This is a genomic window from Kaistella polysaccharea, assembly GCF_020410745.1.
GTDB lineage: Bacteria > Bacteroidota > Bacteroidia > Flavobacteriales > Weeksellaceae > Kaistella > Kaistella polysaccharea.
Genome location: NZ_CP084528.1, coordinates 1,070,250 through 1,096,328 on the forward strand (window position 1 = coordinate 1,070,250; position 26,079 = coordinate 1,096,328).

Consider the following 26,079-nt stretch of genomic DNA (forward strand, 5'->3'; position numbering starts at 1 on the left):
CTTTACAAATAAAGATAAAACAATTGAAAGAAGACTCTTCTATTTGATAATTCACAATTATAAACGCAAAGTTTAAAATTTCAATTAAATACGACTAACATTAGGTTTGGCACAATTATAGCACTCTGCAAGGCTCATTAATCAAGTAAATCAGGTTTTTTAAGTTTGTGTTAAATTTCCTTATTTGTTGAATATTGATTAATTATTTCTAAAAAATTTGTGCAATATGAAAAAAGTTTTATATTTGCTATACAATCAAATTAACCCTAACTAATTATTATTATGAACAAGTCTGAATTAATCGACGCTATTGCAAAGGATGCGAACATCACGAAAGTTGCAGCAAAAGCAGCTCTTGAATCATTTATTTCTAACGTGTCTAACACATTGAAGCAAAAAGATGGTAAAGTATCTTTGGTAGGATTTGGTACTTTTTCTGTAGCTGAAAGAGCTGCAAGACAAGGTATTAACCCAGCTACCAAAAAACCAATTCAAATTGCAGCTAAGAAAGTTGCTAAGTTTAAAGCTGGAGCCGATTTAGCTGGAGCCGTAATGGAAGGTATGAACGCTGCTGCCGCTAAAAAGAAAAAATAATCGTTAGATTATGATACAAAATTAAAGTCCCGATCACTCGGGACTTTTTCTATGGGGCTAATCGGCTGACGATCCAGTCGAAATCATCATTAAGATTATAAATAAGTCTGTCGTGTAACCGATTAGGGCGACCTTGCCAAAATTCAATTTCATATGGTTTTGCAAGATAACCACCCCAATTTTCCGGACGGGGAACATCTTTTTCTGCAAATTCACTTTCTAATATTCTTAATTTCTCTTCTAAAAATTCCCGATTCGGAATGACTTGACTTTGTGGAGAAACCACAGCACCCAATTGACTGCCTTTTGGTCGAGAGTGGAAATAACCATCACTCAGATTCGGAGCCAATCTTTCCAAGTCAGCTTTTATAATGATCTGACGTTCTAAATCTGGCCAAAAAAAATGAAGACAAGCTTTATGGCTGTTTTCAATTGCTTTTCCCTTTCGGCTTTCATAGTTGGTATAAAAAATAAAACCTTCCCAAGTGTAGGCTTTTAATAAAACCATTCGGGTACGCGGACAACCATCAGATTCAACAGTAGAAATAGACATGGCATTCACTTCTGCTACCTGAGCATCCTCTTCTGCTTCGGAATACCAATCCCGAAACTGCTCCATCGGATTCTCTTTTATTTGGTTTTCTAAAAGTTCTGACCGGTCATAAATTTTTCTTTTATCGTGTAAGTTTTCCATTAAATTTTTATTACTTTTGATCAAAGGTTCTTTATTTGACCTCACATTTCAGATGAATTATTCTTACAAAGGTAAAATTTTAATTTCCACTCCAGATATATCGGGCGACATATTTTCCCGATCAGTGGTTCTTATTATTGACCATAATGAACAAGGTGCTTTTGGCTTAATACTGAACAAAAAGAACGACAACATGACCTCAAAACTTCTAGATATTTTTGGATTTCAGGTTTCAGTTTATGATGGTGGTCCCGTAGAAAATGATAAAATATTTTTCATTTGTAAAGGAGAAAAAATAACCGAATCTTATTCTGAAATTAGTGGGGAATTTTATCTCACAGAAGATATTGAAAATGTTGTTGCCGCGATCATCGATCTCCGAATGCCAATCAATAACGTGAAAGTTTTTTCCGGCTATACGGGTTGGGGAATACAGCAATTGGACGGCGAAATTCTTCGTAAAATGTGGACACCTGTAGATATTTACAATTTAGATTATACCTCGCCCAACGACCAAAACCTCTGGAAAAAAATCATGCAGAATTTAGGTGGTGAATTTCTTTTGTGGGCCAATGCGCCCGAAGATGTGTCTATGAATTAAGCTCAAAAAACTTTAACAAAATTTTAATATCCATCGCATAACAACCGATTGATATTTAATCTATCTTCGCAATACTAAAGTACTAAAAGCCCGGTTACTGACCTTTCACTGAGGTTGCTGATCGGGTTTGCCAATTCTAGGAAAAAGTACCTGACCAAGCCAAAATCATTTGCGAGAAACGATCGTTTTCAAAGGTTTTGTTCCGAATTTTGGTAACAGGAAAAATTCCTTTTTGGTCAGAAACAATGATAATTTCTTCCGCTTTCTGAGATTCAAAAGCAATCATTTCAGCTTCTTCAATTACGGCGAGTTTATTCTGGTGAACAAAAGTCACAAAACTTTCCATCAATGGCGAAACAAAAGCACCTTCAGTCTGTTTGGGAATTTTAATAGTGTCGCCTTCCAGAAATAAAAGATTGCCATAAATTGTTCTTGCAATTCGCTTATTCGGATTTAAAAAGATGACATCGTCCAGGTCATTATCTACCGCATACACTTCTGCATAAATATTTTCTGGAGAATGAACATGAATTCCACTCAAAACATTCGTGTTTACATTGATTTCTTTGATCAGATCGATCTCAAACTTTTTCTGTAATTCTAGAACATCAACTTCCGAATCTGCTTCAAAATAATACGAAATATCATTTTTTGAAAGTGATTTCTCACTTTCGGTTCTGTAAACATTAAAACTAATAATTCCCTTTGCAAATCCTTCATTTATAACTTTTTCCGAAAATAAATTCTGAAAAAATTCCAGCGTGTAAGTCAGCGGAATTGCCATTCTCATTTTGCGCATAGAAGCCATTAAGAAAAAATAGCATTCTTCTGCTAAAATTAATTTAGACTGATGAACAAAAAAGGAAACCTGCACCGCATCACCATACAAAAAAGCGCGATTGTTAAGCTGAGCGGGCTCTGAGTGAACAGATAATTTCAAAATGATAAAAGTATTTAGAGGGTAAAAAAATAATGAACGAAAAATCGTTCATCATGATATTTTCAATAAAAAATTAGGAGGCGCCTAATTTCAATTTAAGATTTTCGATAAGGTTTTCCCAGTAGAGTCTATTTTCCTCTTCGTCACCGGCATCGCAAAAATCAACCACATTTAGGGCCAAATCTTCTGTAATATCATCAATAACGATGGTCATTTCAAAATAATTTTTGGTTCCTTCATCTTCTTCCCAACGAAAACGCACGAAGCTTTCTGGCTTATAACGAATAAGCGTAGCTTTCTCTTCTGGCCCACTACCCCAGCTAAAGAAGAAATCGTCTCCTTTTTCTTCTACATCATCTGCAAACCACTCCGAAAGTCCCTCTGCGCTCGCCATATATTCGTATAAAATCTCTGACTGACAGTGCATTGGAAATTCATATTGCACTTTCGTTTTCGCCATATTGCTACCTATTTTTAATGTGTCGCAATATATAAATTAATTTCTTATTTAAACAATATAAATCGTTCAAAACTTTAAATAATCAGAAGCTTGAAGTTTGATTTCTTCTGCTAAATCCCGTCCCGCTGTCCGCTATATCCCCGATTGCGAAATTCCCGCTATTATTACATGATTTATATCATCGGGGGATGCCGCTCCCATCGGGGCTAAAAGAAAATCCGTTTCCTTTTTCGAAGATTTTAAAAACGCTCTTTCACTTCCAGAATGCTGAGAAAAAAGTAAGATCGGAAAAGACATTTTTTAGAAAAGCTCAGAATTATTTGCCCGAAAATATCTTCTACTTTGCCTTCAAGATTTAAATTAAAAGTAAGTCGTAGAAAAATTACTTAATTTCATTTAAAACCTCCAGAATAATCGCACAACCTTCTCTAATTTCCGCTAAAGAAATCGTCAATGGAGGCGAAATTCGCAGATATTCATTTCGGTACAATTGCCAGAAAACAACCAAACCCTTTTCCATACAACTTTTTGCAACTTCCAAAGTAAAATCTGGAGTTCCTAGATTTACGGCCAACATCAAACCTTTTCCGTTGACATTTTTAATTTTAGGATGAACCAATAATTCCCGGAATAGATTTTCTTTTTCCTGAATTTCATCCATTAAACCACTTTCTAAAACTTCCTGTAAAGTTGCATGACTTGCTGCTGCGATAAGTGGATTACCACCAAATGTCGTGATATGGCCTAATTTCGGTGAATGTGACAGACAATGCATAATTTCTTTAGAACTCATAAAAGCACCCACCGGAACGCCACCTCCCATTCCTTTTCCCATCACCAAAATATCAGGAACCATTTCGAAATGTTCGAACGCAAAAAGTTTCCCAGTTCGTCCAAATCCAGGTTGGATCTCATCGAGAATCAATAACGCGCCAACTTCGTCACAACGCTTTTTTAAATTTTTAAAATAGTCTGAATCAGGAACTAAAAATCCGGCAGCACCTTGAATGGTTTCTGCTAAAACACACGCCGTTTTTTCGGTAATTTTTGAGAAATCGTCTTGATTATTAAATTCAATAAAACTCACCATCGGCAAGAGTGGACGGAATTCCCGTTTGTGATATTCATTTCCCGAAACGGACAATGCACCGTGCGTATTTCCGTGGTACGAATTCGTCATGGAAATAATTTCTTCCCTGCCCGTAAAACGTTTTGCCAACTTCAAAGCACCGTCAATTGCTTCTGCGCCAGAGTTGACAAGGTAAGTAACTTCTAAAGGTTCAGGTGTAGCATCAGCGAGGAGTTTGCATAATTTTACCGGCATTTCCTGCGCATATTCGCCGTAAACCATAACGTGCAGATATTTCTCTGCCTGAGTTTTAATGGCTTCAACAATTTTCGGATGAGAATGGCCCAATGTATTGGCAGAAACGCCGGCCACGAAATCCAAATAGCGTCTCCCGTTTTTACCATAAATATAAGAACCTGCTGCTTTTTCTACTTCGAAACCTGCGGCGAATTGGGTGGTTTGGGCCTGGTATTTAAAAAAATCGTGTTGCATAAAAGAAAACTTTGTCCAAAATTTAAATCTTTGACAAAGTTCGGCAAAAATTTAGTTGAAAGTAAAATGAATCACCCTTAATTCTACTCTGTTTTTCAAATTAATATTTAATCTAAAACTATAATTTCATCTGTGATTTTATCTAAATAATCTTCGTGGGTGACGATGAAAAATAATTTATTTTTATCTAAAATTTGATCCACAATAATTTTTACACTTTCTTGGTCTAAAGAATTAAAAGGTTCATCCCAAAAAATATACTGTGGATCATTAATTAAAGTTCTTGCTAATTCAGATTTCTTTTTCATTCCTAGAGAATAGTTCTTATAAAATTCTTTTCTTGGTAAAGAAAAAAGGTCTTGATAAAAAGCAATCTTGTTCTCAACCTCACCTTTTTCCATTTTTAATATACCGCCGATTAGCTGCATGTTATCTTCAAAACTTAGATCATCAATTAAGATATCGACATCTAAAAGAAAACCAGATTTTTCAAAAAACAGATTATCATTGTAATTAATTAATCCAGAATATTTTTTAATAAATTTAGAAATAATCTTTAATAAAGTTGATTTACCAGTTCCATTTCTACCTTTCAGAAGCACAATTCCACTTTCTGGTATCGAAATGTTTACATTATCTAAAACCACTATATTTTTAAAAGATTTGTTAAGATTTTTTATTTCAATGAGCATTTAATAAAGTTTTAAAAATGTTAAACGTAAATCCGGGTAAAAGTATCGCGAATATTAAAGTCGGTGGAACAATTTCCTTAAAAACCACTAATAAGAAACTGGCCAAAATTACATTAAAGATCGCAATAAAATAAATCGGTTTTTGATACAATTTACAAAGGATGACTACGTCTTTGAAGTCAGAAAATAATTTAAATTGCTGAATAAAAATATTGGCTAAAAGTACAAACGAGAGGAAGCTTTTGATCTCTGCACCTACAAAAAATAGACTTACTAAGGTCAAGTAATGAATCCAAAAGAACCTTTTTAAAAAAAGAATCAGATAATATTTGAAAAGCATCACAATTTGGTTTTTACATAATAATGAATTGCAAGTGAGGAAAATAACAGCAGCCCTAAGATCATCGCAAAATCAACCAGATTAACTATTCTATTTGCATCGAAATAAGCATTTGCTACAAAACCAACGACGAATAAAACTATAGTAGAAACAGAAGTGTTTACGCTCAAATTTTGTTCTAATACATAAAGCAAGGTTTCAACTGCATTTAATAAAACTATTGCAAAAAAAAGAAAAGTGTAAGCAATAAAAATGTTCAAGTAAATATTTGCTGAAAAATAGAAAGGAATAACGATAGGAATTGCAAATAATGAACTCACTAATATTCTAAAACCATAACCATTAAAAAAAATAAATTTGTTTAATTCCCATAATCTTTTTGTCGGATTCTGGAAATACAAAGTAATCATGTGAAAAAAAGTCTGGCTTTGCTTTATTGCGGTTTCAGACATCAATTTAAAAAAAAGAGACCCTAAAATTAAAACGCTGGTATAATTATAAAAATTAAGTGTTGGAAAGCGTTCGTTATTAAATAAAAACTCAATTCCATTTTCAGCTCCAAAACCAATTGAAACAAAGCTAATAAGAGAAAAAAAGATAAAAATAGAAACGATATAAAACCAAATGAAATAGCGATCTAACACTTTCATTAACCAAGTATTGACCACTTCACTGGCTTTGAATTCGCCACCTTCATTTAATCTGGTTTTGATATATAGTAAAATAGAAGTCATGCTTATCCTTAATTAATAGGACAGCAAAATACAAATTTAAACTAAACTTTAGAAGCAATCAGTTTGCGCCCCGACCTGAGTGGAGCTCTTTTCGCGAGGAGGCAGGACGAGTGAAAAAGCGGGAACGGAGGGCGGAAAAAGGCGCCCAAATAAAAAAAATTATTTCCGGACGCGTTTTGGTTTTTTGGCTTCTTCTTTGGCTTTCTCCTCATCAATAGCTTTCTGCGCGGCTTTGTACAACACATCATTTGCTTCATATTGAATCTCTTCATAATTTGGAGAATCTACAAAAATATCTCGCCAGGTGCGCAGGCGATCTTTGGTATTCCAATTAAAATCGGGAAAAAACCGCTGTTCTCGCGAAATTAAACTCATCGGATACGTATCTACATTTGCACCAATATTGCAGGAAATAATCTGAACTTTTCGGTCTTCAAATTCAGCTTCAATCGTTCCGCAAGTGGATAATGAAACTCCAATTCTTTCAACTTCTTTCGTTTTTTCGTTTCGATCATCAGCATACGTAATTGCCTGCGCATTTCCGATTACTTTGGCCAGTTTAACGTCGTTTTTCTCGTAGTAAACCGTCATTAATTTTCCTTTGACCTGATTGAATTCGTCTTTCAAATTCAAAGAATCTGCTTTGCTGATAGCAAATGCATCGCCGATGACACGCAAAGAATCTATAAACTCATTTTCGGTATCGAAATACGCTTCAATTTTATTTCCGGTGATCTGTTTTTCTCCACTCCAGGCGATCGGATTACCGTTCAAGTGCATGATACCGTCTGTTTCATTAAAGCTTAGAGAATCCGCCCGAAGCTGAATATTAGATTTAAACATTCGCGCTTTGCGGTAAGCACGCAAAAAGCTCTTTTTCTTTAATGGATTTTGCTCATCTATTTTCTGATAAGCCAAAATTCGGTCCGCTGAAAAATACATAGAGTCTTTTTCTAAAATCTTCACTGCATAAGGTTTTTCGGTCATCATCGCCGAATCTTTTTTCTCATAGATTTCGGCATAACCTCCTTTCATATACCTATTTTCCCTGGGATCGCGCAAGGTTACATTTCCTTTGGCAGTTCCAAAACCGGTAATTTGATTGAAGTACATGTCGTCGCCTGTAAGTAACTTTCCGTTGTAGTGAATTCGGGAATTCTTTTTGAGATATACTTCCTTGGAATTCATATTATACGTTCCTTTCTCCGTGTAAATCAGGTTGCTCGGGTTCTTTTTATTCGTAATCGTAGTAGCTCCGTTAAAAGTTGCCGTATTTGTATTTTGATTTTGAACAATATTTACGCCTTCAACCGTATATTCAGGATTATCAATCTTTACGTTTCCGGTAAAATCAATGATTCTGCTGTTTAAATCGTAGGTGGCCGACTTGGTATACATCACGTTTCCGTCTTTCGTAATCGTCCCGCCTGTATTGAAGTAGGCTTTGTTCGAAAGGCGGTCGTAATAAAGTGTTTCGGTTTGAATGGTTTGACCCGGATCGGTAAGTAAAACTTTTTTTCGGGCAATACCTTTTTGTGTATTTCCGTCGTATTCCATTTCTCCGGACGTGATTACCGAACCATCAGCATTCTGAAGTCGAACATTCCCGATGGCTTTTACGAAGTTTTGTTCCTGATAAAAGATGACCACATCAGCAGTTAAAATTGAACCCTGATGCGCGAATTGCACATTTCCGGAAAAGTAAGGATTCCCATTATATTTATCTAAAGCTTTCTGAAAAAAATCGGAGTGAATGAGTTTTACTTTTTCAGCGGTTGCACCTGTCTGGGCATTATTAAAGTAAGGATCTTTTACCAAATCTTGTTGAGGCTGGGTATTGATCTGCGCAAAAAAATGGGCGCTGATGAAGAGAAAAAAAACGAAAAGTTTTTTCATTAATCCTTTTTGGTTCCGTAAAAATAAAGTGAGTGGGAATCAATATTTACGCCAAAAGCCTCTTCAATCGAATCCTTAATCCCTTGAATTCTGGGATCACAAAATTCAATAATTTCCTGTATTACCTTGTCGGAATCTTTTTTATAAATAACCAAATGATCGTGCTGCTTATCAAAATAAGATTTCTCGTAGGATGAAGAAGTCAAGGTTTTTTCGCCAAACTGATGTTTTCTGATCAGGCCGGCATCCAAAAATATTTCGATGGTATTGTAAATAGTCGCTTTCGAAACATGGTACTTTTTCTGCATCATCAAAAGATAAAGATCATCAACATTGAAGTGATGCTCCATATTGTAGATTTCCTCTAAAATTGTATACCGTTCTGGCGTATTTCTAAACCCTTTTTCCTGCAGATACTGTCGTAAAACCTCTTTAATTGTGGCAATATTAAGCTCTTTATGTTTCGCGTCCATCTAATTTAAATATGTGCAAATTTACCGATAATTTTATTAATGGCTGATAGACTAAATTTTGCAAAAATGCTTTAATTAAGAATCGTAGCGACGGAAATTTACCTGTTTAATTTTATTTGTAATAATTTTCTGATCCAGCAATGGCGCAGATTCTACGACTACATTATGCGCGGAAATTCCCCAAGCTTTGAAATCATCACTGCCAATATATTTCACAAAATTATAGATATTAAGAATAATTTTCTCTTTCACAGTGAGCAAAGTATCATTAATGTAAGTATTATCAATAATAACATATTTTAAATCCGGCGGAACATTATAACCACGCAAAGATGGATGGCTGCTGCGAGACGGAATACTTCCATCTTCCATCATATCTTCTAAAACCTGATCGAAATAGTCATTAATCCGGCGATCAACTTTAAAGCCTAACATAAAATTAACGCGGTAAATTGTTCCTGGCATAATTTCGTCAACGGTATATTTAAAGGTGAAAGGATCTTCCTGATTCGAAATATTAAGTATAAAATAGTGATCTGCTCTTTTCGGCTGTTTCCTCATAATCGAGTAGATGATCTTGGCTTCAACTTCATCTGCTCTTTTCGCACGGCTTAAAAAGGCAAGATTCGTGGCGTATTTTGGGATTGTTTCATCGAGTTTCAATTCTTTAATAACAGGAACATATTTGTCTAGTTTAACGAATTTGATGAATTTACCTTTGATAGAACGCCCATTATACCAAGCATACATACAGACTGCAATGAATCCGCCTAAGACCATTGTCAGCCAACCACCGTCGAAGAACTTAATAACATTGGCATAAAAGAAACCGAGTTCAATGAATAAGTAGACTACAATAAAGCCAATTGCAAAAACCCGTGTTGCTTTATTACGGCTGAGCCAGAAAAAGAGTAAAACGGTCGTCATCAACATCGTGATGGTAATTGTTAAACCGTAGGCAGCTTCCATGGCTTCAGATTTCTGAAAATATATCACGACGATGAAACAGAGAAACATCAATCCCCAGTTTACCCGCGGAATGTACATTTGACCTTTCACTCCAGACGGATAATCGATTTGTTGGTTGGGCCAAAAAGTCACAGACATTGCTTCCGAGAACATGGTGAAAGAACCTGTGATCACAGACTGACTTGCGATAATTGCAGCAGCCGTCGCCAAAATAACACCAGGTAAAATTGCCCATTCTGGCATGATTCCAAAAATTGGATTAATTCCTTCAGAGACTTTTAGAGGATTATCTAACAACCAGGCACCTTGACCTAAATAATTTAAAATCAACATCGTTTTTACAAAAATCCAACTTACACGGATATTCTTTTTGCCGCAATGTCCCAAATCAGAATACAAAGCTTCAGCTCCAGTCGTACATAAAAAAACCGCGCCCATAATAACAATCGCACTCGGTGAGTGTGTAATTAAATTGTAAGCGTAATATGGATTAAAGGCTTTTAAAATTTCAAAATGATCAACGATATGTATAGAACCAAATATTCCTAAAACCAAAAACCAAAGCACCATCACAGGTCCGAAAAGTTTTCCGATAGAAGCTGTACCAAACTGCTGAACGATAAATACGATTGCTAAAATTACCAGCGTAATTCCTACAACTGGCGTATGAGGCGAAAATATTTTAAGGCCTTCGACCGCAGACATTACCGTTAAAGAAGGGGTAATAATACTATCTGCCACCAACGTCGAGGCGCCGATAATTGCGACGACATACAGCCATTTCTTCTTTAGTTTTTTGACCAATGAATATAAAGATAAAATGCCACCTTCCCCTTTATTATCTGCCCGCAAGGCAATCACCACATATTTCAGTGTCGTTTGCATCGTCAGGGTCCAGATGATGCAGGAAAGCGCACCTTCAATATATTCATCGAACGGTAGATTTCCTGTTCCATGGCGCGCATTTACGATCGCTTTCATCACATAAAGTGGCGATGTTCCGATATCGCCAAAAACGATTCCGAGCGAAACTAAAACTCCTACGGCGCTGAGTTTCTTGGTATCAAAATGCGAGGTAATGCTTTCAGACATAAGCTGGAAAAATTTCGTCAAAGGTAAACGATTCTCTGCTTTTCTTTTGCACTTTTTTCAAATAAAAAAAACTCCCTTTCGAGAGTTTTATATGATTTAAGCTTTAATGTAAAGTGCTTTTTTAATTTCTTCTTTTACCTTTTCTAATTTAGGAAACCATTCGGCAAAAAGCGGTGCAGAATATGGTGCAGGAGCATCTGGCGTCGTGATTCTTTTGATAGGAGCATCTAGATAATCAAAAGCTTTCTGCTGAACCATATAGGTAATCTCAGTTGCAATAGAGCCAAGTGGCCACGCTTCTTCTAAAACAACCAAGCGATTTGTTTTCTTTACAGATTCTAAAACAGTATCATAATCAATAGGACGAACTGTTCGTAAATCGATAACTTCTACAGAAATTCCTTCTTTTTCTAAATCTTCAGCTGCCTGAATCGCCAACTTCATGATTTTTCCAAAAGAAACTAAAGTAACATCGGTACCCTTTTTTTTAATATCTGCTTTTCCGATTGGAATATAATATTCTTCTTCGGGGATTTCCATTTTATCGCCATACATCTGCTCAGATTCCATAAAAATGACTGGATCATTATCTTGAATTGCGGTTTTCAATAAACCTTTTGCATCATATGGATTGGAAGGAACGACAACTTTTAAACCCGGAATATTGGCAAACCAAGATTCCAAAGATTGGGAATGCGTTGCTCCCAACTGCCCTGCTGAAGCCGTAGGACCGCGAAAAACAACTGGACAACTCCATTGCCCACCACTCATTTGGCGGATCTTCGCTGCATTATTTATAATTTGGTCAATTCCTACCAAGGCGAAATTGAATGTCATATACTCTACAATTGGTCGGTTACCGTTCATAGAAGAACCGATTGCAATTCCGGTAAATCCAAGTTCAGCAATTGGAGTGTCAATCACTCTTTTTGCACCAAACTCATCCAACATTCCTTTAGAAGCTTTGTAAGCACCATTGTACTCGGCAACTTCTTCACCCATTAAATAAATGGATTCATCTTTTCGCATTTCTTCGCTCATTGCCTGCGCAATCACTTCTCTAAAAGTATATTCCTTCATAATCTTTTCAAAAATTAAAGTACAAAAGTAAAGATTTTTCCGCTAATTTCGGTATTTCAAGACATGAAAAAAAGCATCTCTGTAGAGATGCTTTTTATATGAGTTGTAGTAAATTGTTATTTTACAGCGTGCCAAGTTTGAGTTCTCCCAATAAGTGAGAAGCCAACGTAACCTCTTACATTCAATTTGTCACCTTCACGGGTGATATTACATTTGTAAGTTTTACCTGTTTTTGGATCAGTAATCGTTCCGCCTGTAAATTCAGAACCTTCTTTTTTCATATCACGAATGACTTCCATTCCCAAAATTGGTTTGTTTTTACGGTCGTCTTTACAATCTGTACAGTTTGCATTGGCCGGTTTTATTAAGAGCTGCGTAACCTTGCCATAATATTTACCGTTAGGTTTTTTGGTAATTTCTACGATAGATTTAGCCTGACCGGTTTCATCATCGATTGTTTTCCATTTTCCTTCAATTTGAGCATACGACAATGTCGCGAAAAATAATGCTACGAAAGCAAAAACTATTTTTTTCATTTTAATAATATTTTTTAATTATTGATTGGATAAAAGTAATTAAAAAAAGTTAAACGCCAAATGTTTAATTATTCATATCATAACTTATTAAAAGATTCAGCAATATCTTAGAAATTAAACAAGCGTTTATTTTTTAGTAATAATTAATCCAGTTTACGGTTGATCACGCGATGCATATAATCCTGATACCATGCTTTTGTCAAAAGAATTCCCTTTTTCATTTCTGGATTTAAAGCCTGTTTTATTAAATTATTCTGCAAACCTTTATCTTGAATAGCATAAATTCCAGTCACTTCTTCCCCATTAAAAAGATAAATATAGTTCCCAATCATCATCTGTTCATTGATTGAATCTGAATTGATGATCATATAATCTTCTTTTTTATCAGATACTAAACTTCTCCCCCAACTTCTGATTATTTTATTATAACCCATTAAATCAACCAAAGTCGGATAAATATCAATCTGCTGAGCGGGTTCTGTAACTTCTCCTTTTAATTGATATTTTTGATTCGGTGAGTAAAACATAATGGGAATTGCAAAACGATTCATCGCTTTTTCATACTCCGGATAACCGATCTGATTGGTATGATCCGCTACAAAAACAAAAATAGTATTGTCAAACCAAGGCATTTTTTTTGCGGTTTCAAAAAACTTTTTCAAAGCGTAGTCAGTATACTCAATGGGTTCATGAATTTCCAGCGGACCTTTTTTAAATTCACCCACGTATTTTTCCGGAATTTTAAAGGGATGATGTGACGAAACAGAAAACATCGTTGCCATAAACGGGGTTTTTTTTGTATTCAAAGTTTTTGCGAAATACTGAAAAAAAGGTTCATCCCAAATCCCCCAAATTCCATCAAAATCTGCATCATTATTATACTCCGTTTTTCCGTAATAATGTTTGAATCCCAAAATATTTCCAAAACCTAAAAATCCCATGGAACCGTTTGGCGCACCATGAAAGAAAGAAGTATCATAACCCATTTCATTGGAAACCGATACGATAGACTGAATTTTCTGATTAGAAAAAGGTGAACTCGTAAACGCATCTTTCAGACTGGGAATCCCTGCCAGAACGGAACTCATTCCATGAATTGATTGCCTCCCGTTTGCAAAAGCATTTGTCGCAATTAAACTTTGCGAAGCTAAACTGTCGAAAAACGGCGTATAGGAAACAAAGTTTTTAATATCGGTATTTTGATTAAAAGCTCCGGAATATTCCTTGCTAAAACTTTCAAGAATAAAAATCACAATATTAGGTTTCGGCGAAACTTCCTCGCGAATATACAATTTATAGGGCTTGATATTTTCCTCGATAAAACTTTCATCTACAAAATGAACTTCTTTAAAGTTATTCGTATTCAAAGTTCGGAAAAAAGAGAAAACACTGTTCAATACCAAATTTGCCTGCACGGGTTTGGTAACGTGGCGATTCGCATCTACAAGATTGATCGGTCGTGTTGAATGTTTAAAATCACCCCGAATTCCGCCAACGACCAGAAGCGCAGTTAAACAAAGTGTGAGTATTGAAAGTATAAAATAGGGAATGAGTTTTTTAGGTGTATTTCCTTTTACCTTAACCTTTAGATAAAGAAAAACCCAAGCAATCATCAAAATGATAAACCATATTAAAACAAAAGGATATTCTACAAGCGAAGCAAGAAAAACCTTACCAATATTACTTTCGTGCTGCGCAACCTGTAGCGCTGCCGTTGTAAGGCGTGCCTGGGAAAATTTATAATAAATAAAATCCCCGAAATTTAAGCAGTAGCCAATTCCATTCGTAATGAAATAAAGGTAAAAAAGAAATTTCTGATAAGATTTCTTCGTATTTATTAAAATAGGAATTAAACTTAAAAGAATAAAAAGAGAATTTACATAGAGAATCGCTGTGGTATCAAAAGCAAAACCGCGGTAAGCGATATTTAGATAATCTAAAACGCCATCTACAGGAATTAGATTTTTATTGAACACCCAAAAAAGAATGCGCGCTACCTGATAAAACAAATAGGCCAAAAATATTCTGTACACTAATGCGAAAATTTCTTGCTTTCTAATTTCTTTCATTAATTTTCTGAAAATAATGGTGCAAATTTACATTATTTTCGCATCTTGAACGGATTCTGGTCTCGGTCGGAAAAGCGGCGAAAAATCAATAAAAACCTTACTTTTGTATCTATGAGTTTCTTTAAAAACAATTTGGCCAATATGCTGACTTTAGGAAATCTAATGTCGGGCAGCATCGGTGTAATACATCTGATTACTGGAGATTACAAAACAACCGCGATTTGCATCATTATTTCTCTGATTCTGGATTTTTTTGACGGCTTTGTAGCGCGTGCTTTAAAATCGAATTCACCACTTGGCGTGCAGCTCGATTCATTGGCAGATATGGTGAGTTTTGGTTTATTGCCTGGCGTGACGATGTTTAAAGCTTTAGAACCATTTGGCACACAGCTTTTAGGATTCGACTTACCTTTTGAACTGAAGTACATCGGTCTTTTTATCACCTTGTTTTCTTGTTTGCGTTTGGCAATTTTTAATCTCGACGAAGAGCAAACTTATTATTTTAAAGGTTTAAATACGCCTTCAAACACCATTTTAATTTTTGGACTTTATTTCGCTTTTTTAGCAAATGGTGCTTTCAAAATATTTTTCGATAATTCCCTGTTATTAATCGTGATCACTTTAATTTCTTCGCTGATTTTGGTGAGCCCGATTAAAATGATTTCAATGAAATTCAAATCGATGCAGGTAAAAGACAATTATTCGAAAATTGCTTTGCTTTTAGGAGCGATAGTACTTTTAATTTTATTTAAAATTCCGGGCATACCGCTCGTTATTTTGTATTACATTCTCGTTTCTATGTTTTTTCAGAAACAGTTGAAATAAAATTTTCTTCTTTTACAATCCGATTATAAAATCCAATCTATTTAAAATGAACTTAAAACTGCATAAACCACTTTGCGTATTTGACCTGGAAACAACAGGAATACAGGTTGCAAAAGACCGCATCGTAGAAATTTCGATATTAAAAGTAAATCCCGACGCCTCACGCGAAAGTAAAACTTGGCTCGTAAATCCAGAAATGTTTATCCCAAAAGAATCATCAGATATTCATGGGATAACTAATGAAGACGTAAAAGATTCGCCAACATTTAAGGAAATTGCCGGAAAGGTAATCGATATGATTACGGGATGTGATTTAGGTGGTTTTAATTCAAATCGTTTTGATGTTCCGCTCTTGGCAGAAGAACTTTTGCGTGCAGGTTTCGATTTTGATCTGACTAAATTTAAACTGGTTGATGCACAAACTATTTTTCATAAGATGGAACCGCGAAATTTAACAGCAGCTTATCAGTTTTACTGTCGAAAAAGCCTTGAAAATGCCCATTCCGCAGAAGCAGATGTATTGGCAACTTTTGAAGTTTTAGATGCACAGGTGGGTCATTACCCAGATTTACCGAATGACATTGCCGGATTGAGCGAAATTTCATCACACCATAAATTTGCAGATTTAGCCGGTTTTATTGCTTTTGATAAGGAAGAAAAAGAAGTTTTCAGCTTTGGCAAATATAAAGGTCAGCGCGTGAAAGACGTTTTCCAGAAAGATTTGGGATATTACGGTTGGATTCAGAATGCTGATTTCCCTTTATATACCAAGAAAGTTTTGACAGGAATTCAGTTGAGAAGTAAATTTTAAATAGTAAATAAAACGATATGAAAATCATTTGCATTGGTAGAAATTACGCAGAACACGCACAGGAATTGGGAAATGAAATCCCGGAAAGCCCCGTGATTTTTATGAAACCCGACACGGCGATCTTAAAAGGAAATGATTTCTATATTCCTGAATTTTCGAACGATGTACATTATGAATTGGAGGTTGTTTTAAAAATATCCAAAGGCGGAAAATATATTCTTGAAGAAAATGCCGACAAACATTATGATGAAATCGGCTTAGGAATTGATTTCACCGCACGCGATTTACAGAGCAAACTGAAATCGAAAGGATTGCCTTGGGAACTTTCAAAAGGATTTGATGGAAGCGCGGTACTTTCAGAATTTTTCAATAAGAAAGAGTATGATATGAAAAATCTCAATTTTTCACTCTTAAAGAATAAGCAGGAAGTTCAAAATGGAAATACCTCGCTGATGATTTTCTCCCCAGAACAAATCATTGCTTTTGTCTCTCAGTACTTCACTTTACGAGTCGGTGATTTAATATTTACAGGTACACCAAAAGGAGTTGGGAAAGTTTCCGAAAATGACGAATTGCAAGCATTTCTGGAAGATCAGAAGGTTTTTAAACTTAGAATTCAATAAGCAAATAATTGAAGGTATCAGAATATATTTGTAACTTTAAGGAACAAAATTAAAGATCATGATAAACATTATTTTACCCGTAGATTTTTCAGACGCGACCGAAAAATTAGTGGAAGGCGCAGTGAAATTTGCAAAGGAAGCCAACGGAAAAATCTGCCTGATTCATGTGGCGCCGGCAGACATTGGTTTTGCGATTGGCGATATGGGATTTCAATATTTTCCGGAAGTGGAGCAAAATGAAATCAAGCAGGAATTGATGCAGTTGAATAATTTAGAACAACGCATTATTGCACAGGGCATTGATTGTGAACATCTTTTAAAACAAGGTGTTGCCGGTGATATTATCCTGGAATATGCAAAAGATAAATCTGCAGGATATATTGTAATGGGCTCTCACGGACGAAGCAATATGTATGATGTTTTTGTGGGAAGTTTAACCAAAGAACTCACCAGAAGATCTCACATTCCAGTTTTAGTGATTCCTATTCATTAATAAAAAAATAAAAATAAAATCCCGAAATTCAAAAAATTTCGGGATTTTTATCGTTAAAACGATATCAATTATTCACTAGTCTTTTTTGTAAATTCTTGGGTCATAATAAGGATAATGGCCTTCTGTTGGAGAAAAATATTCTTTATCTTTATTTCCGCCCAAAACTTTTACTAAAACGTAACACCAATAACAGAAGAGTGCTACTGCAGCAAAGAATAGAATCCAGTTTACAAAATTAGATGCAAAATCAAAAAAACCGAAAGACCATTTAAAGAACTCGCTGATTAGTAGAAATATTGATGTCATTTTTTCCTTTTTTAAATTAACTTTGCACAAATTTATAAAAAATGTTTCGATTACTTTCAAAAGAAAGCAATATTTTTTCTGTTCCGGTGTATATTGGTATATTGCTTTTAATTGTAATCAGTTTTAACTTTTTAGATTTCAATACTTTAGAAGTTATTTCGGCGGTGGTAACATTTGCAGGTGTGGCACTTGGATACTTCTGTTTTAACGCTATCGATCTTAATTACCAAAGTCATTTGCCTCTTTTTGTGTACACCGTTTTTGTCTTCGCCTTATATCCCGGAGATCTCGACATTGGAATTGCAGTCTCACTATTCACCAATTCTATTATCCTTCTTCTCCTCACTGATGATGATTTATTGGTGCGTAAAAACTCATATATTCTGGTAGGCACCATCTTGGCTTTTAATTTCATTTTTCTGCCGACAACGTGGCCCATGTCAATTTTCGTTATATTTCATATTATAGGAACATCTGACCGCATCGGGCTGCACGTTTTTCGATTGTTTTTCGGATTTCTTTTGATTGCAATTTCCTATTTTTCAGTTGCTTATTTTTTTAAATTAAATTCCTGGAATACCGCCTATTTTCCCTTCGGAGGATTTACAGCAACCAAGAAGTTTGACCATCTTTTGTGGCTTAGTCCTGTGGCTATTTTTCTCATTCACGCCGTTGCGGACCACTTTCGGAACTTTAACAAAAAAAGTCCGACCAGCCGTTTTAAATATACATTCTTACTGGTATTTTCTTTGGCTCAGATGATTACCATATTTTTGTACATGGGCAAAACCTATGAATATCTATTATTGTTGGCTCTGCCAGCTTCTATTATACTCAGCAGAATGTTAAAATTTTCTAAGAAACATTGGCTTCAGGAAGCCGGTTTGTGGACCATTATTTTTTCGTTGCTGCTCTTTAAACTTTCCTCTTATTTTAATTTTTATTAAACATGATCCAAATTGACGATAAATTAATTTCTGAAGATATTTTCTCTGAAGAATTTGTATGTAATTTAAGCAAATGCAAAGGCGCCTGCTGTGTAGAAGGCGATATCGGCGCGCCCCTGAACAAAGAAGAAACCGTAATTCTGGACCGTATTTTCGAACAGGTAAAACCTTATCTTCGAAAAGAAGGTGTAGAAGCGATCGAAAGACAGGGAACTTGGGTAATAGATCCCAATGACGGTGATTATGTAACGCCAATGGTTGAAGATAAAGAATGTGCGTACGTTATTTTTGATGAAAAAGGAATTACCAAATGCGGAATTGAAAAAGCGTACGAAGACGGCGCAGTCGACTGGCAAAAACCAATCTCCTGCCACCTTTATCCAATTCGTGTAGACGAATACAGAACCTTTACAGCACTGAATTACCACAAATGGGATATTTGCAGTGATGCGTGCACTTTGGGCCGGGAATTACAGGTTCCTATCTATAAGTTTGTGAAAACTCCACTCATTAGAAAGTACGGTGAAGAATTTTATCAAACTCTTTGCGACGCTGCCGACGAGTGGAAAAAAGAATACGGTTCGTAAATAATTTCTATCTTTAAATAAAAATGTCCGAGCACTTTGAACTTTTAGATATTTATAAAGCAATTATCTCTTTGATTGCCGGATTAATTCTGGGTTTCGAGCGCGAAATGAAAGACAAATCCGCGGGCTTAAAAACCATTACCATTATTTGTCTGGGTTCTACCCTTTTTTCCATTCTTTCCTACAAATTGGCAGGAACCGGCGACCCAACCAGAATTGCATCTTATATTGTGAGCGGAATTGGTTTTCTGGGCGCTGGCGTAATTTTCAAGGAAGGATTTAATGTTTATGGTTTAACTACGGCCGGAATTATCTGGATTGCAGCAGCCATCGGAATGTCGATTGGTTTTGGGGAAATTTATATTGCGTTTACCTTTTTAATTTCAGCGCTGATTATAATTTATGTTGCTAAAGTTTTGACCAAACATCTTTTAGCTTACCATCATAATAAAATTCTGAAGTTTAAAATTTCAACAGACCGTTTTCAGGCGAAAAAGGCGATTGTAAAGGATATTAAAAATATATCGAAAGTAGGTTATCAAATTGCTCTGGAGAAAAGAGACGATTTTATATTGGTGACCATGGATCTTCACATTACTAATAAACAGCTTGAAGATCTAGAAATATACCTCATTGAAAACGAAAATATAAATTCTTTTAATTACTAAAATTTAAGAATTTTCTCCATAAAAAAATCCGTCTCGATAATAGATCGAGACGGATTTTATATTTAAGAGAAGAGTTTACTTTTTCAATTCTTCTAAAAACTCATCGTGAGAAATTACAGTTTCTTTTTTGGATGCTTTTTCTAAAATCACATCTTTCAATTTCGCCATTCCAACTTCAGATGAAATCTGACGAACCTGCTCCTGATCTTTTAACATTTCCACAGCGTATTTCTGTACTTCTTCATCCGGTAAATGGTGAATTCCGTAGATCGCCAACTGATTACGAACCAATTGTTCAGCTTGTGCTAAAACATCAGTATAATCTAATTTAATATCGTTATCGGTCATCAATTTCCCTTCAAGAATTTGATATTTCAATTGACTTTTTTCTGTTTCTAAAATTTCTTTTGCCTGTTCTTCTGTCGTTACATTTTCATTGCTGAAAACCAACCATTTTACCAAGAAATCTTCCGGAAGTTTCACGTCTTCTTTTTCAGTAACCTGCGCTAAGACTTTGTTTACGAAATGAACATCTGCATTCTGCTGGAAATATTCATCCAATTCGGCTTTTACTTTTTCTTTTAATTCTTCTTCAGATTTTATAGTTCCTTCACCATACACTTTATCGAATAATTCCTGGTTCAACTCTGCCAATTTAAGACCGAAGAAATCTTTCACTTTAACCTCGATTTGGTCGTGGTGTAAATGTTCAACTTCTTCTTTGGTGAAGCTTAGTTCTTTCGCCAATTCCTCATTACTTTCTAATTCTGCTTTAGAAACTTTTACAGAACCATCCATTTTCAAATCTTTTACCAATTTGAAAGCTTCTTTTCTAGTTGCATCGATGGTTACATTTTTCGGCGGATGATTGTGCGCACCTTCTGCATCTTCTTCAACAACTTGGCTAATTTCCAATGAAATGGTCGTGTCTTCGCCGATTGCATCTTGTGGAACCTGCTCTGCGAAACGCTTCTGCATATTTTCGATGCTTTGTCCAATCTCTTTTTCAGAAGCTTCTACTTTATAATGTGGCGCTTCATATTTCGATAAATCGATTGTAAATTCTGGTTCATAACCTACTTCAAAACCTACAGAAAGCTGGTCTGCAGTATGATCTAATTCCTCAACAGGTTGTGGAACTGGCTGACCTACCAATCTTAATTTATTGTCATTAACATAGTTGTTCAGTGCGTCTGAAACCTGCTTGTTGATTTCTTCGAAAGCAATTCCTGCTTCATATTGTTTTCTCACCATGCTCAATGGTACTTTTCCTTTTCTGAATCCAGGAACTTGTGCATTTTTTGCGTAGTTGATCAATTGCTTTTCAACTTTATCTTTGTAATCTGACTTATCTAAAGTAACTGTAAGTAACGCACTTACTTCGTCGTGGTTGGTCGCTGTAACGTTCATTGTAATTTATTGAAAATTTAGGTTGCAAAAATAGTAATTTTTTTTTGAATATTTTTATAGGACGTGAAAGTGTGGGAAGCAATAATTTGGCAACTGAAACTTTTAGAGATTACTGATCTCGTAAGTTGCCATTGCATCGGTTTCGCCACCTTGAACTGTGCCGAAAACACTGCCACTTTTCTCTTCATTTACCGAAGATGCGTCGTGAATTAAGGTCAATACCAATTGCGGGTTTTTTCCGTTCTCGGCTTTAATAACCGTCCATTTCGTGGTAAGCCCAATTCTTTTACCGTCACTTCTAACTGCAGATTCCGCATCAATTCTTTTCAAATCAATATCAGCATTCTGAAAACTGAAAAGCAGAAAATGCTCATCTTTCGCTTCGATGATGCTTTGCGTTTCGTCTTCATTTCCATTTAGGAAAACGGCATTTACGGTATAAGTTTTTCCATCTGTTAATTTAATATCCGGATTCGTTGTAGAATTAACGGTGTAATTATAGGTAGTTGTAATGCCGGTTATGTCGTCTTGTACATTTAAAATTATATTAGAAATATCTTCCTGAGAAAGAACATCTTCATCTTCGTCAGCACGGCTACAGCTTACTGAAAATAGTACTATTAATAGAAAGACGAAATATTTAAGTTTAATTAATGATTTCATTTTTAATGAATTTAGAAGTTATATTTTACATTGAAAATAATATTTCTGCCCATTTCAAAAGAGAAATAACGCATTCTGTTCAGGTAATCTTTGTAATTCGTATCAAAAAGATTAGTCACATTTAAACCAGCCGTAAAATGTTTATTAAAATCAAACCCGGTTTGAATACTCCACAAAGTATAGGTTGGCGGCGGCGTAGACAGATCTAAAGTTTTCTCAACCTCTACTCCATTTTCGAAAATATTGATGGTTGGATTGTAAACTGGAAATCTTTTTTGTTGTAAGAACGTTTGCTGTTGAACTTTGAAATAGAAATTTCTCCAACCTTCATTTTTAAATTCTAAACTGTTGGTAAAATTCGTTGGAACCATCAGTATTAAAGGTTGATTGTTGGTTTCATCTTGACCATTGATGTAGGAGAAATTACCGTGATATACAAAACGATCATTTAATTTTAACTGCGCATCAACATCTACACCGTACATTTTTGCGTCGATTTGTTTGTAAGACCAAACTGGGAAAACACCTCGGATCGTATTCTGAATGCCAGTCGGAATTTCAGTGATGAAGTTTTTCGTGATGAATAAGTACGGGTTTACGGTAATTCTGAAACCATCTAAAATATTTAATTTCCCATCGATATTTAAATTAAATTGGTTTCCATCTTCATTTTTAATTCCCATATTTCCCACTTCGATGATCGCCGCGGAATGATGCAATCCATCCGCAAAAAGTTCTGCAATATTGGGCGTTCTTCCGACTTTCGCATAGTTTAATTTGATATCTAAATTCTTGGAAGGCTGATAATCTAATCCTGCATTAAATGATAGATTCTTGTACGTCAAATTTGGTTTTGTAAAAACACGGTTACCCTCCGTCTTCACATAAAACTGTGAAAAATCATTCGAGTACAGATTTTCCCAATCGCTTAAATCGTACCATTTTTTGACTTCATATTTTGCAACATCATATCTCAATCCAGCTTCTGCATTTAATTCTGGAGTCAACTTACATTTGAAGACAGAATAAACGCCGCCAGAATATTGATCATAATTTGGAACCAATCTTCGGGCCTGAGTTTCTGGCGTAGAATAATTAAACTGGTATTTTAAATCGATTCCAGTTTCTAAACTCCAGAACTGTCGCTCGATAAAATCATTGATGTTAAATTGATTCGTAAACAATTCCAAATCCAAAGATGGAATTTGAGCCAATTCACCTCTTCTCACATCATATTCCTTTCTATGATTGTATTGAAAGTTATAATCCACCGAAACTTTCCCCAGATTTTCAAATCTTTTAAAAGCAGAAATTTTGGCAATATGATGCTGAACATCTTGTTTTGGATTATCAATCGAATAAGAAAAGTCTCTTTCATAAATCGGAATATCGAAGGTTAAGGCTTTATAAAAATCTTCTAAATTGCCCAAATCAGAACCTCTGTAAATTCCGATCTCAGAATTGGTCACGCTGTAATCAAAAGAAATTCCTCGTAAGAAAGTATTGTTCTGAACCGTAAAACTGAAGGATTGATTTTGCAAACCGGTATTCATCAAATTATAATCAGGCGTTTTCAAGTCTCCTAATTTCTTAAATCCGCCCGTTGTTTTTATAGCCCAACCATTTTCCCAGGTTTTTAATAAATTAATTCCAAGTCCAACGCCTCGACCGTTTGATATTCCAGAAAGATTTGCACTTCCCTGAATGGTATCTTTTCTTTTAAAAACGGCAGGTTCCAGTACAACTACTCCACCGATGGCGTCACTTCCGTATTTTAAGGCAGAAGCACCTTTAATCACATCGACATGATCAAATTGGTTAACGTCAATATTTGGTGCATGTTCAACGCCCCATTCTTGATCCGCCATTTTTACGCCATTATTAATGATAGGAACTCGACTTCCGTACAATCCGTGGATAATCGGTTTGGCAATATTATTTCCACTTTTCAAGGCGCCGACACCCGAAATGCTCGACAAAATATTTCCTAAATTTTCTGTGGAATTACGGTCGATTTCACTTCTATCCAAAGATTTTACAATAAGGGAATTGGTGTTTTTATGCGTTCCGTGAAGTGTAATTGTTTCAATTTCTTCAACGTGATGTTCCAGTTGAAGTGTAATCTCCAAATCTTTATTCACGTTGAGTTCTTCCGTAACCGCATCACAATCGGGGTGATTTGCAATAAGCGTGTAATTTCCTTTTTCTACTGTTTTAAAGGTAAAATTACCATTAACATCCGAAACTTGGGTTGTTTTGCCAATGATAATTGAGGCGTCTTTTAAGGGAACTTTGTCGTGATAATCGATCACTTTCCCTTTGACTGTAAAAGTCGTTTGCGCGTTCGCTAATAACAATCCAAAAAAGATTGCCATGATATTTAAAGTAAATTTCATTTAAATTGAGTTTAAGAATAAAAAAAACGTGAACATTAAAAAACTGAAAATCAATTCTTTAGTATTCATTTCGAAAAAAGGTTGTAGTTAAATGAAAAATACGGGCGGGCCGCGTAAGTAATAATTGTAGAATGCAGAATGAAGCGCGATTTTTTCAAAGGAAAAATTTCCTAAGTGAAGTTCCTCCGCTGCTATTGCTTTAAAGAAAAAAGCCTGAGCGGTTATATATTTTGCTTCGTGCAGAAAATGACAGGAAAGACAGTCTGTATAATGTACTATTTTAGAGGAGGTCGAAAAGGTTTTATCGACCTTTGTAAAATGGAAATCTTTTAAAATTTCCCCACTACCATGTTCATGAAAATTTTGAGAAAACAAAGCCACAAAAAGATAAACGCCCGCGAAAAGCGTCGCTAAAAATTTTTGGTGTGTTCTGTTTCTCAACATTTGGCAAAAATATACAAATTTAAAACAGAAAAAAAATTCAACCTTTTTTAAATCGAGATTTGAACATAAATTCTCATCTAGTGACTTCTTAACCAGAGGTGACAAATCTTCTGTATCAAAGGCTCAAAAATTCCTTTAGATTTCGTAAATTTGTGCTGAAATTTTTTTATATGATAGACAGTGCGGTGAAAAAGATTGTGGTACTTACTTCAGGAGGTGATTCTCCCGGTATGAACGCTGCTCTACGTGCAGTTGTTCGAACTGCAAGTCACTACAAGATAGAATGTTACGGCGTAAGAGAAGGCTATAATGGTTTAATCAATGACGATTTTACGAGAATGGGACCTCGATCCGTTAAAAATATTATCACGGAAGGCGGCACCATTTTAAAATCTGCACGTTCATTAGAATTTAAAACTGCGGCCGGCAGAAAAAAGGCTTTTGAAAATTGTCAGAAACACGGCATCGATGGAATGGTTTGCATCGGTGGAGATGGAACTTTCAAAGGCGCAAAAGTTTTCTGTGAAGAATACGGCATTCAGGTAATTGGTGTTCCCGGAACGATCGACAATGATATTTTCGGTACCGATAATACCATTGGGTATGATACCGCTTTGAATACCGCCATGGAAGCCATCGACAAAATCAGAGATACCGCAACTTCACACAACAGAATTTTCTTCGTGGAAGTAATGGGTCGTGATGCCGGTTTTATTGCTCTAAACAGTGGTTTGGCTACGGGAGCCATCGGAATTTTAATTCCAGAAAAAAAAGACAGTATTGAAGAACTTTTCGCTACTTTCGAAAGAGCAGAAAAAGCCGGAAAAGCCTCAAGTATCGTAGTTGTAGCTGAAGGTGAAAAATTGGGTAGTATTTACGATATTGCAAAAGCCACTAAAGCAGGTTTTCCTGATTACGACATTCGTGTTGCGGTCCTAGGACATATTCAGAGAGGTGGATCACCAAGTTGTGCCGACCGTGTTTTAGCGAGTAGATTGGGATACGGCGCCGTGATCGGACTCATGAAAGGAAAAACCAATATGATGGTCGGAATGAAGTCCAACAAAATGGTATACACGCCAATTGAAGAAGCTGTAAAAAAACACAATGAACTCGATCAGGATTTGCTGAAAATTTCAGAAATTCTGGCCATTTAATTAATAAATATAATCTTA

The 26,079-nt window shown here is 35.5% G+C and carries 27 protein-coding genes; 10 read left to right on the top strand and 17 right to left on the bottom strand.

Annotated features, from left to right (window positions below):
* The first annotated feature begins 282 nt into the window (after positions 1-282).
* Positions 283-594, top strand: a complete 312-nt coding sequence (locus LC814_RS04825) for an HU family DNA-binding protein (RefSeq protein WP_226065318.1) — start codon at positions 283-285, stop codon at positions 592-594.
* A gap of 49 nt (positions 595-643) precedes the next feature.
* Here LC814_RS04825 and pdxH read toward each other — a convergent pair whose 3' ends face one another.
* Positions 644-1,288, bottom strand: coding sequence for a pyridoxamine 5'-phosphate oxidase (gene pdxH / locus LC814_RS04830; RefSeq protein WP_226065320.1), 645 nt, complete (start codon positions 1,286-1,288; stop codon positions 644-646).
* Positions 1,289-1,340: 52 nt separating this feature from the next.
* Here pdxH and LC814_RS04835 point away from each other — a divergent pair, with 52 nt between their 5' ends.
* Positions 1,341-1,889, top strand: coding sequence for a YqgE/AlgH family protein (locus LC814_RS04835; RefSeq protein WP_226065322.1), 549 nt, complete (start codon positions 1,341-1,343; stop codon positions 1,887-1,889).
* A 136-nt stretch (positions 1,890-2,025) separates the two neighbouring features.
* Here LC814_RS04835 and LC814_RS04840 read toward each other — a convergent pair whose 3' ends face one another.
* The 11 genes from LC814_RS04840 to LC814_RS04890 form a co-directional block, all read right to left on the bottom strand.
* Entirely contained in the window at positions 2,026-2,829 is an 804-nt protein-coding gene (locus LC814_RS04840) for an aminotransferase class IV (protein WP_375373400.1), read from the bottom strand.
* Between the two features lie 73 nt (positions 2,830-2,902).
* The gene (locus LC814_RS04845) at positions 2,903-3,289 is read right to left on the bottom strand and encodes an START-like domain-containing protein (RefSeq protein ID WP_226065324.1); all 387 of its coding nucleotides are present in this window, start codon (positions 3,287-3,289) and stop codon (positions 2,903-2,905) included.
* 382 nt (positions 3,290-3,671) lie between these two features.
* On the bottom strand, positions 3,672-4,850 hold the full coding sequence (locus LC814_RS04850) for an aspartate aminotransferase family protein (RefSeq protein ID WP_226065325.1): 1,179 nt from the start codon (positions 4,848-4,850) through the stop codon (positions 3,672-3,674).
* A gap of 107 nt (positions 4,851-4,957) precedes the next feature.
* Entirely contained in the window at positions 4,958-5,542 is a 585-nt protein-coding gene (locus LC814_RS04855) for an ATP-binding cassette domain-containing protein (RefSeq protein WP_226065327.1), read from the bottom strand.
* A gap of 339 nt (positions 5,543-5,881) precedes the next feature.
* A complete protein-coding gene (locus LC814_RS04860; protein ID WP_226065329.1) occupies positions 5,882-6,616 on the bottom strand; it encodes a hypothetical protein in 735 nt (244 codons plus the stop codon).
* Between the two features lie 159 nt (positions 6,617-6,775).
* Positions 6,776-8,512: an OstA-like protein gene (locus LC814_RS04865; protein ID WP_226065331.1), complete on the bottom strand. Its 1,737-nt coding sequence runs from the start codon at positions 8,510-8,512 to the stop codon at positions 6,776-6,778.
* A complete protein-coding gene (locus tag LC814_RS04870) occupies positions 8,512-8,985 on the bottom strand; it encodes a Fur family transcriptional regulator (protein ID WP_226065332.1) in 474 nt (157 codons plus the stop codon). Before LC814_RS04870 ends, LC814_RS04865 begins: the two co-directional genes overlap by 1 nt.
* A gap of 75 nt (positions 8,986-9,060) precedes the next feature.
* The gene (locus LC814_RS04875) at positions 9,061-11,046 is read right to left on the bottom strand and encodes a KUP/HAK/KT family potassium transporter (RefSeq protein WP_226065335.1); all 1,986 of its coding nucleotides are present in this window, start codon (positions 11,044-11,046) and stop codon (positions 9,061-9,063) included.
* Between the two features lie 96 nt (positions 11,047-11,142).
* On the bottom strand, positions 11,143-12,126 hold the full coding sequence (locus LC814_RS04880) for a pyruvate dehydrogenase complex E1 component subunit beta (RefSeq protein ID WP_226065336.1): 984 nt from the start codon (positions 12,124-12,126) through the stop codon (positions 11,143-11,145).
* Positions 12,127-12,242: 116 nt separating this feature from the next.
* Positions 12,243-12,662, bottom strand: a complete 420-nt coding sequence (locus LC814_RS04885) for a DUF2147 domain-containing protein (RefSeq protein WP_226065338.1) — start codon at positions 12,660-12,662, stop codon at positions 12,243-12,245.
* 143 nt (positions 12,663-12,805) lie between these two features.
* Positions 12,806-14,731: an LTA synthase family protein gene (locus tag LC814_RS04890; RefSeq protein ID WP_226065341.1), complete on the bottom strand. Its 1,926-nt coding sequence runs from the start codon at positions 14,729-14,731 to the stop codon at positions 12,806-12,808.
* A 111-nt stretch (positions 14,732-14,842) separates the two neighbouring features.
* Between LC814_RS04890 and LC814_RS04895 the strand changes: the two genes are divergently transcribed.
* The 4 genes from LC814_RS04895 to LC814_RS04910 are packed head-to-tail and all read left to right on the top strand — an operon-like array spanning position 14,843 to position 17,483.
* Positions 14,843-15,556, top strand: a complete 714-nt coding sequence (locus tag LC814_RS04895; protein WP_226065343.1) for a CDP-alcohol phosphatidyltransferase family protein — start codon at positions 14,843-14,845, stop codon at positions 15,554-15,556.
* 46 nt (positions 15,557-15,602) lie between these two features.
* Positions 15,603-16,367 (top strand): 3'-5' exonuclease, encoded by a 765-nt coding sequence (locus LC814_RS04900; RefSeq protein ID WP_226065344.1) that lies wholly within the window; start codon positions 15,603-15,605, stop codon positions 16,365-16,367.
* 17 nt (positions 16,368-16,384) lie between these two features.
* Entirely contained in the window at positions 16,385-16,990 is a 606-nt protein-coding gene (locus tag LC814_RS04905) for a fumarylacetoacetate hydrolase family protein (RefSeq protein WP_226065346.1), read from the top strand.
* A 58-nt stretch (positions 16,991-17,048) separates the two neighbouring features.
* A complete protein-coding gene (locus LC814_RS04910) occupies positions 17,049-17,483 on the top strand; it encodes a universal stress protein (protein WP_226065348.1) in 435 nt (144 codons plus the stop codon).
* A 75-nt stretch (positions 17,484-17,558) separates the two neighbouring features.
* Here the strand turns inward: LC814_RS04910 and LC814_RS04915 are convergent, their stop codons facing one another.
* Positions 17,559-17,789, bottom strand: a complete 231-nt coding sequence (locus LC814_RS04915; RefSeq protein WP_226065350.1) for a hypothetical protein — start codon at positions 17,787-17,789, stop codon at positions 17,559-17,561.
* Positions 17,790-17,830: 41 nt separating this feature from the next.
* Between LC814_RS04915 and LC814_RS04920 the strand changes: the two genes are divergently transcribed.
* From LC814_RS04920 to LC814_RS04930, 3 genes are read left to right on the top strand one after another with little or no spacing between them, the layout of a single operon-like run.
* Positions 17,831-18,736, top strand: a complete 906-nt coding sequence (locus tag LC814_RS04920; RefSeq protein WP_226065352.1) for a DUF6427 family protein — start codon at positions 17,831-17,833, stop codon at positions 18,734-18,736.
* A gap of 2 nt (positions 18,737-18,738) precedes the next feature.
* Positions 18,739-19,323, top strand: coding sequence for a DUF3109 family protein (locus LC814_RS04925; RefSeq protein WP_226065354.1), 585 nt, complete (start codon positions 18,739-18,741; stop codon positions 19,321-19,323).
* A gap of 23 nt (positions 19,324-19,346) precedes the next feature.
* The gene (locus LC814_RS04930) at positions 19,347-19,991 is read left to right on the top strand and encodes an MgtC/SapB family protein (RefSeq protein WP_226065356.1); all 645 of its coding nucleotides are present in this window, start codon (positions 19,347-19,349) and stop codon (positions 19,989-19,991) included.
* A gap of 75 nt (positions 19,992-20,066) precedes the next feature.
* Here LC814_RS04930 and LC814_RS04935 read toward each other — a convergent pair whose 3' ends face one another.
* From LC814_RS04935 to LC814_RS04950, 4 genes are all read right to left on the bottom strand, one after another.
* On the bottom strand, positions 20,067-21,401 hold the full coding sequence (locus LC814_RS04935; protein WP_226065358.1) for a trigger factor: 1,335 nt from the start codon (positions 21,399-21,401) through the stop codon (positions 20,067-20,069).
* Between the two features lie 102 nt (positions 21,402-21,503).
* Positions 21,504-22,064, bottom strand: coding sequence for a hypothetical protein (locus tag LC814_RS04940; protein WP_226065360.1), 561 nt, complete (start codon positions 22,062-22,064; stop codon positions 21,504-21,506).
* 11 nt (positions 22,065-22,075) lie between these two features.
* The gene (locus tag LC814_RS04945) at positions 22,076-24,460 is read right to left on the bottom strand and encodes a TonB-dependent receptor (RefSeq protein WP_226065361.1); all 2,385 of its coding nucleotides are present in this window, start codon (positions 24,458-24,460) and stop codon (positions 22,076-22,078) included.
* An 87-nt stretch (positions 24,461-24,547) separates the two neighbouring features.
* Complete coding sequence (locus tag LC814_RS04950; RefSeq protein ID WP_226065363.1) at positions 24,548-24,904, bottom strand: hypothetical protein; 357 nt, start codon at positions 24,902-24,904, stop codon at positions 24,548-24,550.
* A gap of 170 nt (positions 24,905-25,074) precedes the next feature.
* On the opposite strand from LC814_RS04950, the gene pfkA reads away from it, so the two are divergent.
* Complete coding sequence (gene pfkA / locus LC814_RS04955; protein ID WP_226065365.1) at positions 25,075-26,061, top strand: 6-phosphofructokinase; 987 nt, start codon at positions 25,075-25,077, stop codon at positions 26,059-26,061.
* The last annotated feature ends 18 nt before the right edge of the window (positions 26,062-26,079 follow it).